Source organism: Enterobacter cloacae complex sp. HYC003_NIDB, assembly GCF_056673375.1.
On sequence record NZ_CP114220.1, the window covers coordinates 4,557,931 to 4,571,761 of the forward strand.

Genomic DNA, 13,831 nt, shown 5'->3' on the forward strand with positions numbered 1-13,831 from the left:
GTTTCAATTTTCAGCTTGATCCAGATTTTTAAAGAGCAAAACTTCTTAATGCACTCAAAAGTACATTCAGAAGTTCATCATTCATCAGACAATCTGTGTGAGCACTACAAAGGCAGGTTCTTTAAGGTAAGGAGGTGATCCAACCGCAGGTTCCCCTACGGTTACCTTGTTACGACTTCACCCCAGTCATGAATCACAAAGTGGTAAGCGCCCTCCCGAAGGTTAAGCTACCTACTTCTTTTGCAACCCACTCCCATGGTGTGACGGGCGGTGTGTACAAGGCCCGGGAACGTATTCACCGTGGCATTCTGATCCACGATTACTAGCGATTCCGACTTCATGGAGTCGAGTTGCAGACTCCAATCCGGACTACGACGCACTTTATGAGGTCCGCTTGCTCTCGCGAGGTCGCTTCTCTTTGTATGCGCCATTGTAGCACGTGTGTAGCCCTACTCGTAAGGGCCATGATGACTTGACGTCATCCCCACCTTCCTCCAGTTTATCACTGGCAGTCTCCTTTGAGTTCCCGGCCGGACCGCTGGCAACAAAGGATAAGGGTTGCGCTCGTTGCGGGACTTAACCCAACATTTCACAACACGAGCTGACGACAGCCATGCAGCACCTGTCTCAGAGTTCCCGAAGGCACCAATCCATCTCTGGAAAGTTCTCTGGATGTCAAGAGTAGGTAAGGTTCTTCGCGTTGCATCGAATTAAACCACATGCTCCACCGCTTGTGCGGGCCCCCGTCAATTCATTTGAGTTTTAACCTTGCGGCCGTACTCCCCAGGCGGTCGACTTAACGCGTTAGCTCCGGAAGCCACGCCTCAAGGGCACAACCTCCAAGTCGACATCGTTTACGGCGTGGACTACCAGGGTATCTAATCCTGTTTGCTCCCCACGCTTTCGCACCTGAGCGTCAGTCTTTGTCCAGGGGGCCGCCTTCGCCACCGGTATTCCTCCAGATCTCTACGCATTTCACCGCTACACCTGGAATTCTACCCCCCTCTACAAGACTCTAGCCTGCCAGTTTCGAATGCAGTTCCCAGGTTGAGCCCGGGGATTTCACATCCGACTTGACAGACCGCCTGCGTGCGCTTTACGCCCAGTAATTCCGATTAACGCTTGCACCCTCCGTATTACCGCGGCTGCTGGCACGGAGTTAGCCGGTGCTTCTTCTGCGGGTAACGTCAATCGACAAGGTTATTAACCTTATCGCCTTCCTCCCCGCTGAAAGTACTTTACAACCCGAAGGCCTTCTTCATACACGCGGCATGGCTGCATCAGGCTTGCGCCCATTGTGCAATATTCCCCACTGCTGCCTCCCGTAGGAGTCTGGACCGTGTCTCAGTTCCAGTGTGGCTGGTCATCCTCTCAGACCAGCTAGGGATCGTCGCCTAGGTGAGCCGTTACCCCACCTACTAGCTAATCCCATCTGGGCACATCCGATGGCAAGAGGCCCGAAGGTCCCCCTCTTTGGTCTTGCGACGTTATGCGGTATTAGCTACCGTTTCCAGTAGTTATCCCCCTCCATCAGGCAGTTTCCCAGACATTACTCACCCGTCCGCCACTCGTCAGCGAAGCAGCAAGCTGCTTCCTGTTACCGTTCGACTTGCATGTGTTAGGCCTGCCGCCAGCGTTCAATCTGAGCCATGATCAAACTCTTCAATTTAAAAGTTTGATGCTCAATGAATTAAACTTCGTAATGAATTACGTGTTCACTCGTTGAGACTTGGTATTCATTTAGTGTCCGAGGACATTAAGAATCCATGTCACTTTGAGTGCCCACACAGATTGTCTGATAAATTGTTAAAGAGCAGTTGCGACGCGCTTCAGCGCTCTGTCGCGAGGTGGCGTATATTACGCTTTCCTCTTTCAGAGTCAACCCGTTATTTCAGGATTTTTTCTCTTCAACCGACCGGGTTGTTTGTGAAGTGATTCACATCCGCCGTGTCGATGGAGGCGCATTATAGGGAGTTCTCCGCAGGCCGCAACCGCTAAATGACAGAAAAATGACTGACTGCTGCATTCCACAGCAAAACCCCGCCTTATACCTTTTTACACACAGACTTATCCACAATGATACGAAAAAGTAAAAATGTGCGAGCGTTGCGCAAACGTTTTCGTTAAAATGCTCGCGCTTCACAAGGATGCCTCGTCAGGTGTGTTAGATGAGTTTTTCACAGGAAAATTCATCTAACGCTCTCTGTAATCGTGAAATCCAGGGGATTTACCATGCAACAACGTCGTCCAGTCCGCCGCGCTCTGCTCAGTGTTTCTGATAAAGCCGGTATCGTCGAATTCGCTCAGGCACTTTCTGCACGTGGCGTAGAGCTGCTTTCTACAGGCGGTACCGCTCGCCTGTTAGCAGATAAAGGTCTGCCGGTAACCGAAGTGTCCGATTACACCGGTTTCCCGGAAATGATGGATGGACGCGTCAAAACCCTGCACCCGAAAGTGCACGGCGGTATTCTGGGCCGTCGCGGTCAGGACGACGGCATTATGGAGCAGCACAATATTGCCCCCATCGACATGGTGGTTGTTAACCTCTACCCGTTCGCCCAGACCGTTGCCCGCGAAGGCTGTTCTCTGGAAGACGCTGTTGAGAATATCGACATCGGCGGCCCGACCATGGTGCGCTCCGCAGCCAAGAACCATAAAGATGTGGCCATCGTGGTAAAGAGCAGTGACTACAACGCCATTATTAATGAGATGGATGCCAACGAAGGGTCCCTGACGCTTGAAACGCGTTTCGATCTCGCCATCAAAGCCTTCGAGCATACCGCCGCCTACGACAGCATGATCGCCAACTACTTCGGTAGCCTGGTACCTGCCTACCACGGTGAAAGCAAAGATCCATCTGGCCGCTTCCCGCGCACGCTGAACCTGAACTTCATTAAGAAGCAGGATATGCGTTACGGCGAGAACAGCCACCAGCAGGCTGCCTTCTATATAGAAGAAGAGGTAAAAGAAGCCTCTGTAGCGACTGCCCAGCAGGTACAGGGCAAAGCCCTCTCCTATAACAACATTGCCGATACCGACGCCGCGCTGGAATGCGTGAAAGAGTTCAGCGAGCCAGCCTGCGTTATCGTCAAGCACGCCAACCCATGCGGCGTTGCGGTAAGTGCGTCTATTCTGGAAGCTTACGATCGCGCCTACAAAACCGACCCGACCTCCGCGTTCGGCGGCATTATCGCCTTCAACCGCGAGCTGGATGCGGAAACCGCGCAGGCCATCATCTCCCGTCAGTTTGTCGAAGTGATCATCGCGCCATCAGCATCCGAAGAGGCGCTGAAAATCACCGCGGCGAAACAGAACGTGCGCGTACTGGTTTGCGGCCAGTGGGCAGAGCGCGTTCCAGGCCTGGACTTCAAGCGCGTGAACGGCGGGCTGCTGGTTCAGGACCGCGATCTGGGTATGGTGGGCGAAGCCGATCTGCGTGTCGTCACCAAACGTCAGCCAACCGAGCAGGAACTGCGTGACGCGCTGTTCTGCTGGAAAGTGGCGAAGTTTGTGAAATCCAACGCCATCGTCTACGCCAAAGAGAACATGACCATCGGAATAGGCGCAGGCCAGATGAGCCGCGTTTACTCTGCGAAAATCGCGGGTATTAAAGCAGGTGACGAAGGTCTGGAAGTCAAAGGTTCCGCCATGGCCTCTGACGCCTTCTTCCCGTTCCGCGACGGTATCGACGCGGCCGCTGCTGTGGGCATCACCTGTGTGATCCAGCCTGGCGGTTCAATCCGTGATGACGAAGTGATTGCCGCTGCCGACGAGCATGGCATCGCAATGATCTTCACCGACATGCGCCACTTCCGCCATTAATTCCCGGAGCAGAAAATGAAAGTATTAGTGATTGGTAACGGCGGGCGCGAGCACGCCCTGGCGTGGAAAGCAGCGCAGTCTCCGCAGGTTGAAACCGTCTTTGTGGCACCGGGTAACGCCGGGACCGCGCTGGAGCCCGCACTACAGAACGTCGCCATCGGCGTAACCGACATCCCGGCGCTGCTGAGCTTTGCCCAAAACGAGAATATCGATCTGACGATTGTTGGCCCGGAAGCACCGCTGGTGATCGGCGTTGTAGATGCCTTCCGCGCCGCGGGCCTGAAAATTTTCGGCCCAACGGAAGGGGCTGCGCAGCTGGAAGGCTCAAAAGCCTTCACCAAAGATTTTCTCGCGCGTCATAACATCCCGACGGCGGAATATCAGAACTTCACCGAGGTAGAGCCTGCTCTGGCTTACCTGCGTGAAAAAGGCGCGCCGATTGTGATCAAAGCCGACGGCCTGGCTGCCGGGAAAGGCGTTATCGTGGCGATGACCCTCGAAGAAGCGGAAGCCGCCGTGCAGGATATGCTGGCGGGTAACGCCTTTGGCGACGCGGGCCACCGCATCGTAATTGAAGAGTTCCTCGACGGCGAAGAAGCGAGCTTTATCGTGATGGTTGACGGCGAGCACGTTCTGCCGATGGCGACCAGCCAGGATCACAAGCGCGTAGGCAATGCCGACACGGGGCCAAACACCGGCGGGATGGGAGCTTACTCCCCTGCTCCGGTGGTCACTGACGAAGTACACCAGCGCACCATGGACCGCATCATCTGGCCAACCGTGAAGGGGATGGCTGCGGAAGGCAATACCTACACCGGTTTCCTTTACGCAGGCCTGATGATCGACAAGCAGGGTAACCCGAAGGTGATTGAATTCAACTGCCGCTTCGGCGATCCGGAAACCCAGCCGATCATGCTGCGCATGAAGTCCGATCTGGTTGATCTGTGTCTGGCGGCGTGCGAAGGCAAGCTGGACGAGAAAACTTCCGAGTGGGACGAGCGTGCCTCTTTAGGTGTGGTGATTGCTGCGGGTGGCTATCCGGGTAGCTACAACACCGGAGATGAGATCCACGGCCTGCCGCTGGAAGAGATTGACGGTGCGAAGGTGTTCCACGCCGGTACAAAGCTCTCTGACGACGACCGCGTGCTCACCAACGGCGGTCGCGTGCTGTGTGCGACCGCGCTGGGCCAGACCGTGGCAGAGGCGCAGAAGCGCGCCTATGCGCTGATGGCGGATATTCACTGGAATGGCAGCTTCAGCCGCCAGGATATCGGCTATCGTGCCATTGCGCGGGAGCAGGGAGAGTAATTTCACACCCTCACCCTAACCCTCTCCCACAGGGAGAGGGGATTTACGTCAGAAACTCTTCTCTGTCGGCTGCCAGGTGCAGAAATCTTCATTCGCCACCAGCAACAGCTGAGAGCCTTCCGGCGCTTCCAGCCATGCCACACTCACCTCCACAGATGAATGCCGCTGACGACGCTGAATGTGTTCGGTTGCCCAGGATTCAAGCTCAGGCTTCACCGTCTGCCCTTCGCAGGTGGTCACCGTGCCGTCGGCATGCCAGCGCCCCTGGCGCAGCACCACGCGGCCCTGACGCAGCGCATCGCTGGTCTGGCGGAGTTGTTCAGCACGGTAGCGGTAGAGGGCGACCTGATCGCTGGAAAGCTGCTGTTTCAGTCCATTGACCTCATGCTGCATAAAGCTCAGCTCGCCGTGGTCGTCGAAACGCACCTTCACGTGTTCGGGAGTCTTACTGTAGATATTCAGTTCAATGAGCGACAGCGCATCGCCCTGCCAGCGGTATTCTGCGGTCGAGGTGTTGCCGTTATGCCACGGGCTGAATGCGGTGAGCATATGGACTTCATCGCTGGAATCTTTGCGCCAGATCCTGACCGCACCCTGGTTGTCAGCATAGCCGCTGGCGGTAAACGGGGGGAGTGAGGAATCATGGCTACAGGCAGACAGCAACAGTACGCCTGCCAGCGCGAGTGTTCCACGCCAGAATGACAAAAGGGGCGTTGCCGCCCCTTCGTTAAAACTGTTCACTGCCACGCGTCTTACTTAACTGCGTCTTTCAGTGCTTTACCAGAAACAAATGCCGGCACGTTAGCTGCGGCGATTTTGATTTCTTTACCGGTCTGCGGGTTGCGGCCAGTACGCTCAGCGCGGTGGTTCACTTTGAAGGTACCGAAACCAACCAGTTGTACAGCATCGCCTTCTTTCAGAGACTCAGTAATAGCAGCCAGGGTAGATTCCAGAGCAGCTTTAGCCTGCACTTTAGACAGATCAGCCTTGTCCGCAATTACATCAATCAGTTGAGTCTTGTTCATAAGTTATCCTTTCAATGTGTTTATCGCTTGCTAAGCATCGAGTGCGACGAAAATGCCAAAAAAGCACTCTCCTGCATACACGCACCGATAGCCACTTTTTTTCGCCCCCCAAATGTAGACCAGACGGGGGGCGAAAGGGAAGAGTCGAGGAGTGACAAAACAGGCGTTAAATCACGTTTTGTTGTCTCATTGGTTAAAAATTATACCAATATTGCTCTCACCAGCCTCGCGAAGGTCCGCGCGAAGCCCTTTGATCAGCTCAATATCACGTTCTTCACACTCCGCCAGCAGACGGAAAATTTCCCACTGAATATCCCATTCCTGTTCAACCGCCGGGTTAGCACGCAGCTCCTCGTCGGTCATTTCACGGCCTTCCTGGGTCATTTCCAGCATCGCAACGGTGGTAATGGATGCCTTACTGACTTCAATGGCGTGTTCCAGGGTTTCACCGCTCAGACGGGAGTGGATCAGCTCGCTCAACGCCACACAGGCATCAATGGCCGGGTAGACGCCATACAGGTCGAAATCATCCGCAGCCGGAATAGCCTCTTCCAGCTTTTCGAGCTGAGAGTCAAAATTTACCTTCGCATCTTTGACCGTCAGCGTCTCCCAGATTAAATCCAGGATACGACGATAAATCTGGCCTTCGCCAAACGCCGTCTGCTTGCAGAACGCGGCATAGTTGGGATACATGCGCTCGCACAGGCAAGCCATAAACGTCACGTGCTGCCAGCTTTCCAGCTTCTCAAGGCGCAGATGAATCGGGTTTTGTAACATGATGATGTCTCGAATCGAAAATTAGCCGCAGTTTACCTGAATCACGGCTGAATTTCCTGCCAACGAATGAATGCCGGACGTGAAGAGGCCACGGCGTCAGCCCAGCGGGTTGGCTCAGGTAAACGGTAGCCCTTCATACAGCGTTGCACCCACGCCAGTGCGCTATCCATGCTGACCCGATGCCCGGTGGCGATAAACAACGGGTTGCAGCGCGCTTTACTGCGCCAGACCCACGCCAGCTGCTCGCCTTTATGGATAAGCGGCGCCAGTGCGCCCGGTTCGGCAGAGAGCGGCTCAAACGCGCCGCACAGGCGTTTTTTCGCTACGCCGATGGTCGGCACGTCCACCAGCAGACCAAAGTGGCTGGCGACGCCTAAGCGACGCGGATGGGAGATACCATGCCCATCAACAAACAGTAGATCGGGTTTTTGCGAGAGTTGCTCCCACGCGGCCAGCAGCGCGGGATATTCGCGGAAGGAGAGAAAGCCGGGGATATAGGGCATGGTGGTGGCGATACGCGCCACTTTGTACTCCACCAGCTCCAGCGAAGGGTATTTCAGCACCACCATCGCCGCTCGCGTCACTTCACCACCCTGCTCAAATCCGACGTCCGCCCCGCCAATGTACCGCGGAGGGTCCGTATCCAGACGATCCTCGCGGATCACTGATGAAGCCAGTTCGATTTGCTGAGCGCGTAGCGACGCGAGATCCATAACCACTCCTTACTTATGATACTGGGCAGAAAGCCGATGCACCGCCTCCACAAATACGCCAGCGTGTTCTGGCGGTACATCCTGATGAATACCGTGACCGAGGTTGAAGACGTGGCCTTCGCCCTGGCCGAAACCAGACAGTATAGTCGACACTTCTTCTTCGATACGGGCAGGCTGCGCATAGAGCATGGACGGATCCATGTTGCCCTGGAGCGCCACTTTGTCCCCCACGCGACGGCGCGCATCGGCAATATCGGTGGTCCAGTCGAGGCCCAGCGCGTCGCAGCCGGTGGCCGCCATCGCTTCCAGCCACTGACCGCCGCCTTTGGTAAACAGCGTCACCGGCACGCGACGGCCTTCGTTTTCACGCAGCAGGCCATCGACAATTTTGTGCATGTAGTACAGGGAGAACTGCTGATAATCACGTCCGGTCAGCACGCCGCCCCAGGTGTCGAAAATCATCACCGACTGCGCGCCCGCTTTAATCTGCGCGTTGAGATAGAGCGTGACGCTCTTCGCCAGCTTGTCGAGGAGGGCATGCAGGGCCAGCGGCTCGGCGTACATCATCTTTTTGATGACGGTAAAGGCTTTGCTGCTGCCGCCTTCCACCATGTAGGTGGCCAGCGTCCACGGACTACCGGAGAAGCCAATCAGCGGCACGTCGCCTTTCAGTTCGCGGCGAATGGTGCGCACGGCGTTCATCACATAGCCCAGCTCGCCTTCAGGATCGGGGATCGGCAGCTTATCAACGTCGGCTTTGCTTTTGATCGGAGAGGTAAAACGCGGCCCTTCTCCGGTTTCGAAATAGAGCCCAAGGCCCATCGCATCCGGAATGGTGAGAATGTCCGAAAAAAGAATGGCGGCATCGAGCGGGAAGCGGCGCAGCGGCTGGAGCGTCACTTCACAGGCCAGCTCGGCGTTTTTGCACAGCGACATAAAATCGCCTGCCTGCGCGCGCGTGGCTTTGTACTCTGGCAGATAGCGTCCCGCCTGGCGCATCATCCACACCGGGGTGACATCAACGGGCTGGCGCAGCAGCGCACGCAGATAACGATCGTTCTTCAGTTCGGTCATTTTGCAGTTCCTTATTGCGTCAGGCCGTCAGTGTAACACTACTCATACTCGGCCCGACACATTGCCACGGTATCTTCTATCAGGCGACGCGCCACCGTTCCCGGTGGGGGCAGCAGCGGTAAATCGTCGTAGCGATACCAGTTCGCCTCCAGCAGCTCTTTCTGATCGATAACAATCTCGCCGCTGTCGTATTCCGCCATAAACGCGGTCATCAGGGACATCGGGAACGGCCACGGCTGCGACGTCACATAGCGCAGGTTTTTCACCTTAATGCCGCTCTCCTCCATCACCTCGCGCGCCACCGCCTGTTCCAGCGTTTCGCCGACTTCCACGAACCCGGCGAGGACAGTGTGAATGCCGTTGCGATGGCGGGTATGCTGCGCCAGCAGGATGGAATCATCACGGCGGATGGCGACAATGATGCACGGTGCGATTTGCGGGTAGTAGCGTTCACGGCAGTGGCCGCAGAGCATTGCCCACTCGGTTTTGCTCGGGTGCATGGTGTGGCCGCAGTAGCCGCAGTATTTGTGCGAGCGGTAAAACTCCGCCAGCTGCACGCCGCGCCCCGCCAGCTGGAACAGGCCGACATCCCGATCCAACACCTGACGGACGGATCCCATATCCTGACGACGAGCCTGTTGGATCAACCATACCGGATCGCCCTGCCACTCGCCGATCCGCAGCGCCGGTTGGCCGACGAGATCGAAGATGTCTGCCGCACCGTAGGGTATCTCCCCACCGGGCAGCCATAATTTTTGTTCGTGACTGACGATCCACCAACCCAGATCTGATTTTTCAATAATACGATCCATATCTATTGCACTACCTTCGCTTCACTGACATGTTGTTAGCATTATGGTTACATTTTGGATAAGCAGATCCCATTCTAAACCTTATGGAGTCGACCATGTTAAACCAGCTGGAAAGCCTGACTGAGCGCGTTGGAGGAAGTAACACCCTGGTGGATCGCTGGCTACATGTGCGCAAGCATCTACTCGTGGCGTATTACAATCTGGTTGGTCTTAAGCCTGGCAAAGAATCCTTTATGCGGCTGAATGAAAAAGCGCTGGACGACTTCTGTCAGAGCCTGGTCGACTACCTCTCCGACGGCCATTTCAACCTTTATGAACGCATTATCCGCGAAATGGAAGGGACAACGCCGTATTTAGCGGCCAGCAAACTCTGTCCGCTGCTGGAAGCCAACACCCAGCAGATCATGGACTACTACGATTCCACGCTAGAGAACGCTATCGATCACGATAACTATCTTGAGTTTCAGCAGGCGCTTTCCGACCTTGGCGAAGCGCTGGAAGAGCGATTCACGCTGGAAGACAAGCTCATCGCCCTCGTGCTGGACAACAACCTGAATATCAGCACCAGCGATAACGTTGCGCGTCCTGCTTGAGTTCTTAATCGTTAACGAGTAATTTACAACCATTCGCCCCTCTCACGAGGGGGATTTTTCTTGTCGGAGTGCCCAGTGTGAAAGCACGGGCTGAGACCGTTAATTCGGGATCCGCGGAACCTGATCAGGTTAATACCTGCGAAGGGAACAAGAGTCACACTGCTGTTGTATCGCCCCTGAGGCGATCTTCTCTTGCTTCATCCGTCGTCTGACAAGCCATGTCCTTCACATCTGGAATGAGCTATGTCTACTGCAAAACTGACCCGCCGCGAACAGCGCGAACACGCCCAACGCTTCATCGACACCCTGGAAGGCACCGCTTTCCCGAACTCGAAACGCATCTACATTTCCGGCTCACAGGCTGATATCCGCGTGCCGATGCGCGAAATCCAGCTCAGCCCGACGCTTATCGGCGGCAGCAAAGAAAACCCGCAGTTTGAAGACAACGAAGCCGTGCCGGTATACGACACCTCCGGCCCGTACGGCGACCCTTCTGTTGCTATCAACGTACAGCAGGGTCTGGCAAAACTGCGCCAGCCGTGGATTGACGCCCGTAACGACTGCGAAGAACTGAGCGTGCGCAGCTCGGCGTATACCAACGCGCGCCTGGCCGACGACGGTCTGGACGAGCTGCGCTTTACCGGCCTGCTGACGCCGAAACGCGCTAAAGCGGGCAAATGCGTCACCCAGCTGCACTACGCGCGCCAGGGTATCGTCACGCCGGAGATGGAGTTCATCGCCATCCGCGAAAACATGGGCCGCGAGCGCATCCGCAGCGAAGTGCTGCGCCACCAGCATCCTGGTGAAGGGTTTGGCGCTCGCCTGCCGGAAAACATCACGCCGGAATTTGTGCGTGACGAAGTGGCCGCCGGGCGCGCCATTATCCCCGCCAACATCAACCACCCGGAATCCGAGCCGATGATTATCGGCCGCAACTTCCTGGTGAAGGTCAACGCCAACATCGGCAACTCAGCGGTGACGTCATCCATCGAAGAAGAGGTGGAAAAGCTGGTCTGGTCGACGCGCTGGGGCGCGGACACGGTGATGGACCTTTCCACGGGCCGCTATATTCACGAAACCCGCGAGTGGATCCTGCGTAACAGCCCGGTGCCGATTGGCACCGTCCCGATTTATCAGGCGCTGGAGAAGGTCAACGGCATCGCCGAAAACCTCACCTGGGAAGCGTTCCGCGACACGCTGCTGGAGCAGGCCGAGCAGGGCGTGGACTACTTCACCATCCACGCGGGCGTGCTGCTGCGCTACGTGCCGATGACGGCGAAACGTCTGACCGGTATCGTCTCACGCGGCGGTTCGATTATGGCTAAATGGTGCCTTTCCCATCATCAGGAAAACTTCCTCTACGAACACTTCCGCGAAATCTGCGAAATTTGCGCCGCGTACGACGTCTCCCTGTCGCTGGGCGACGGCCTGCGTCCTGGCTCCATCCGCGATGCTAACGACGAGGCGCAGTTTGCCGAGCTGCACACGCTGGGCGAGCTGACCAAAATCGCCTGGGAGTACGACGTGCAGGTGATGATTGAAGGCCCGGGCCATGTGCCGATGCAGATGATCCGTCGCAACATGACCGAAGAGCTGGAGCACTGCCACGAAGCACCGTTCTACACCCTGGGGCCGTTGACCACCGATATTGCGCCGGGCTACGACCACTTCACGTCAGGCATTGGCGCGGCGATGATCGGCTGGTTCGGCTGCGCCATGCTCTGCTACGTGACGCCGAAAGAGCACCTCGGGCTGCCAAACAAAGAGGACGTGAAGCAGGGGCTGATCACCTACAAGATTGCCGCCCACGCAGCGGATCTGGCGAAAGGCCATCCGGGCGCGCAAATTCGCGACAACGCCATGTCCAAAGCACGCTTTGAATTCCGCTGGGAAGACCAGTTTAACCTGGCCCTCGATCCGTTCACCGCCCGCGCCTATCACGACGAAACCCTGCCGCAGGAATCGGGCAAAGTTGCGCACTTCTGCTCCATGTGCGGACCTAAATTCTGCTCGATGAAAATCAGCCAGGAAGTACGCGATTACGCCGCCGCGCAGACCATTGAAGTCGGCATGGCGGACATGTCGGAAACCTTCCGCGCGAAAGGCGGCGAAATCTACCTCAAAAAAGAGGAGGCATAATGTACCAGCCTGATTTCCCCCCTGTCCCCTTCCGCTTAGGGCTTTACCCGGTGGTGGACAGCGTGGCGTGGATCGCCCGCCTGCTGGAAGCTGGCGTTCGCACCCTCCAGCTACGCATCAAGGATAAACGCGATGAAGAGGTGGAGGCCGACGTGATCGCCGCTATCGCGCTGGGACGTCGCTACCACGCCCGCCTGTTTATCAACGACTACTGGCGGCTGGCGGTTAAACACCAGGCGTACGGCGTGCATCTGGGACAGGAAGATCTGGAAACGACCGATCTCAACGCGATCCGTGACGCCGGTCTGCGGCTGGGCGTTTCTACCCACGATGATATGGAGATCGACGTGGCGCTGGCGGCCCGCCCCTCTTATATCGCGCTCGGGCACGTTTTCCCGACGCAAACCAAACAGATGCCGTCCGCTCCACAGGGTTTGACGCAGCTGGCGGCCCACGTTAAGCGCCTTGCCGATTACCCCACCGTCGCCATCGGCGGGATCAGCCTTGAACGTGCGCCCGCGGTGCTGGAGACCGGCGTCGGCAGTATCGCCGTCGTCAGCGCTATCACCCAGGCGGCAGACTGGCAGGCCGCCACCGCGCAGCTTTTACAACTGGCAGGAGCAGGTGATGAAAGATCGTGATTTTATGCGTTACAGCCGCCAGATCCTGCTGGAGGATATCGCCATCGAGGGGCAGCAAAAGCTGCTCGCCAGCCGGGTACTGATTGTCGGTCTGGGCGGATTAGGCACCCCCGCCGCGCTGTATCTGGCCGGCGCGGGCGTGGGCACGCTGGTGCTGGCCGATGACGACGAGGTACATCTCAGCAATCTGCAACGGCAAATTCTCTTTACGACAGAAGATATCAACCAGCCTAAAGCGCACGTTACGCGCCAGCGGCTGAACCAGCTTAACCCCGATATCGAACTGGTCGCACTCCAGACGCGGCTGAGCGGGGAAGATCTGCAACGCGAAGTGGCCCTTGCCGACGTGGTGCTGGACTGTACGGACAATATGGCGACACGTCAGGCCATCAACGCGGCCTGTGTTGCGCAGAACACGCCGCTGATCACCGCCAGCGCGGTCGGTTTCGGTGGGCAAATAATGGTGCTTACGCCGCCGTGGGCACAGGGCTGCTACCGCTGCCTGTGGCCGGACGAGGCTGAACCGGAGCGTAACTGCCGCACGGCAGGCATTCTGGGCCCGGTGGTGGGCGTGATGGGTACTCTTCAGGCGCTGGAGACCATCAAGTTGCTCAGCGGCATGGAGACAGAACGCAACACGCTGCGGCTGTTCGACGCCCGCTCCAGCGGCTGGCGTCATCTGGCGTTAAACCGTGCCAGCCACTGCCCGGTATGCGGAGGCCGCAATGCGCATTCTGTTTAACGATGAGCCGATGACGTGCGACGACGATCTCACCGTTGCCGCCCTGCTCGACACGCTGCGCCAGCTGAAGCCGGGAACGGCGCTGGCGCTCAATCAACAGATCCTGCCGCGCGAGCGGTGGGAACATCAGCAGGTCAATGAAGGCGACCAGATCCTGCTGTTTCAGGTTATCGCAGGGGGCTAAG

General features: G+C 57.0%; 13 protein-coding genes, 1 rRNA gene and 1 riboswitch. Of the genes, 7 read left to right on the forward strand and 7 right to left on the reverse strand.

Features of this window, described 5'->3' with window-relative positions:
• Window positions 1–127 precede the first annotated feature (127 nt).
• A 16S ribosomal RNA gene (locus O1722_RS21810) occupies window positions 128–1,669 on the reverse strand.
• Window positions 1,670–2,232: 563 nt separating this feature from the next.
• On the opposite strand from O1722_RS21810, the gene purH reads away from it, so the two are divergent.
• Both purH and purD read left to right on the forward strand, forming a co-directional pair.
• Window positions 2,233–3,822 (forward strand): bifunctional phosphoribosylaminoimidazolecarboxamide formyltransferase/IMP cyclohydrolase, encoded by a 1,590-nt coding sequence (gene purH, locus O1722_RS21815; protein ID WP_023295751.1) that lies wholly within the window; start codon window positions 2,233–2,235, stop codon window positions 3,820–3,822.
• 15 nt (window positions 3,823–3,837) lie between these two features.
• Entirely contained in the window at window positions 3,838–5,130 is a 1,293-nt protein-coding gene (purD, locus tag O1722_RS21820; protein ID WP_015569963.1) for a phosphoribosylamine--glycine ligase, read from the forward strand.
• Between the two features lie 48 nt (window positions 5,131–5,178).
• Here purD and O1722_RS21825 read toward each other — a convergent pair whose 3' ends face one another.
• The 6 genes from O1722_RS21825 to nudC form a co-directional block, all read right to left on the reverse strand.
• Window positions 5,179–5,871, reverse strand: coding sequence for a DUF1481 domain-containing protein (locus O1722_RS21825; protein ID WP_033487986.1), 693 nt, complete (start codon window positions 5,869–5,871; stop codon window positions 5,179–5,181).
• Window positions 5,872–5,882: 11 nt separating this feature from the next.
• A complete protein-coding gene (hupA, locus tag O1722_RS21830; protein WP_002445246.1) occupies window positions 5,883–6,155 on the reverse strand; it encodes a nucleoid-associated protein HU-alpha in 273 nt (90 codons plus the stop codon).
• Between the two features lie 186 nt (window positions 6,156–6,341).
• Window positions 6,342–6,932, reverse strand: coding sequence for a YjaG family protein (locus tag O1722_RS21835; protein ID WP_003862310.1), 591 nt, complete (start codon window positions 6,930–6,932; stop codon window positions 6,342–6,344).
• A 41-nt stretch (window positions 6,933–6,973) separates the two neighbouring features.
• Window positions 6,974–7,645: a deoxyribonuclease V gene (gene nfi / locus O1722_RS21840; protein ID WP_003862312.1), complete on the reverse strand. Its 672-nt coding sequence runs from the start codon at window positions 7,643–7,645 to the stop codon at window positions 6,974–6,976.
• A gap of 9 nt (window positions 7,646–7,654) precedes the next feature.
• On the reverse strand, window positions 7,655–8,719 hold the full coding sequence (hemE, locus tag O1722_RS21845; RefSeq protein ID WP_022650209.1) for a uroporphyrinogen decarboxylase: 1,065 nt from the start codon (window positions 8,717–8,719) through the stop codon (window positions 7,655–7,657).
• Window positions 8,720–8,757: 38 nt separating this feature from the next.
• Window positions 8,758–9,531, reverse strand: coding sequence for an NAD(+) diphosphatase (gene nudC / locus O1722_RS21850; protein WP_015569966.1), 774 nt, complete (start codon window positions 9,529–9,531; stop codon window positions 8,758–8,760).
• A gap of 95 nt (window positions 9,532–9,626) precedes the next feature.
• On the opposite strand from nudC, the gene O1722_RS21855 reads away from it, so the two are divergent.
• The 5 genes from O1722_RS21855 to thiS all read left to right on the forward strand — a co-directional run bounded on the left by O1722_RS21855 (window position 9,627) and on the right by thiS (window position 13,830).
• On the forward strand, window positions 9,627–10,124 hold the full coding sequence (locus O1722_RS21855) for an Rsd/AlgQ family anti-sigma factor (protein ID WP_017384077.1): 498 nt from the start codon (window positions 9,627–9,629) through the stop codon (window positions 10,122–10,124).
• A gap of 54 nt (window positions 10,125–10,178) precedes the next feature.
• A riboswitch (TPP riboswitch) is annotated at window positions 10,179–10,288 on the forward strand.
• A 79-nt stretch (window positions 10,289–10,367) separates the two neighbouring features.
• Window positions 10,368–12,263, forward strand: coding sequence for a phosphomethylpyrimidine synthase ThiC (gene thiC / locus O1722_RS21860; protein WP_033487987.1), 1,896 nt, complete (start codon window positions 10,368–10,370; stop codon window positions 12,261–12,263).
• Window positions 12,263–12,904, forward strand: coding sequence for a thiamine phosphate synthase (gene thiE / locus O1722_RS21865; protein WP_017694729.1), 642 nt, complete (start codon window positions 12,263–12,265; stop codon window positions 12,902–12,904). Before thiC ends, thiE begins: the two co-directional genes overlap by 1 nt.
• The gene (gene thiF / locus O1722_RS21870) at window positions 12,891–13,646 is read left to right on the forward strand and encodes a thiazole biosynthesis adenylyltransferase ThiF (protein ID WP_033487988.1); all 756 of its coding nucleotides are present in this window, start codon (window positions 12,891–12,893) and stop codon (window positions 13,644–13,646) included. The genes thiE and thiF overlap by 14 nt, the downstream gene beginning before the upstream one ends.
• A complete protein-coding gene (gene thiS / locus O1722_RS21875) occupies window positions 13,630–13,830 on the forward strand; it encodes a sulfur carrier protein ThiS (protein WP_003862324.1) in 201 nt (66 codons plus the stop codon). The genes thiF and thiS overlap by 17 nt, the downstream gene beginning before the upstream one ends.
• Window position 13,831: the final 1 nt, after the last annotated feature.

Coding starts and splice junctions, on each gene's coding strand:
- hupA (WP_002445246.1), bottom strand. CDS start 6,155: ATGAACAAGACTCAACTGATTGATGTAATTGCGGACAAGGCTGATCTG.
- hemE (WP_022650209.1), bottom strand. CDS start 8,719: ATGACCGAACTGAAGAACGATCGTTATCTGCGTGCGCTGCTGCGCCAG.
- O1722_RS21855 (WP_017384077.1), top strand. CDS start 9,627: ATGTTAAACCAGCTGGAAAGCCTGACTGAGCGCGTTGGAGGAAGTAAC.
- purD (WP_015569963.1), top strand. CDS start 3,838: ATGAAAGTATTAGTGATTGGTAACGGCGGGCGCGAGCACGCCCTGGCG.
- thiS (WP_003862324.1), top strand. CDS start 13,630: ATGCGCATTCTGTTTAACGATGAGCCGATGACGTGCGACGACGATCTC.
- thiE (WP_017694729.1), top strand. CDS start 12,263: ATGTACCAGCCTGATTTCCCCCCTGTCCCCTTCCGCTTAGGGCTTTAC.
- purH (WP_023295751.1), top strand. CDS start 2,233: ATGCAACAACGTCGTCCAGTCCGCCGCGCTCTGCTCAGTGTTTCTGAT.
- nfi (WP_003862312.1), bottom strand. CDS start 7,645: ATGGATCTCGCGTCGCTACGCGCTCAGCAAATCGAACTGGCTTCATCA.
- nudC (WP_015569966.1), bottom strand. CDS start 9,531: ATGGATCGTATTATTGAAAAATCAGATCTGGGTTGGTGGATCGTCAGT.
- O1722_RS21835 (WP_003862310.1), bottom strand. CDS start 6,932: ATGTTACAAAACCCGATTCATCTGCGCCTTGAGAAGCTGGAAAGCTGG.
- thiF (WP_033487988.1), top strand. CDS start 12,891: ATGAAAGATCGTGATTTTATGCGTTACAGCCGCCAGATCCTGCTGGAG.
- thiC (WP_033487987.1), top strand. CDS start 10,368: ATGTCTACTGCAAAACTGACCCGCCGCGAACAGCGCGAACACGCCCAA.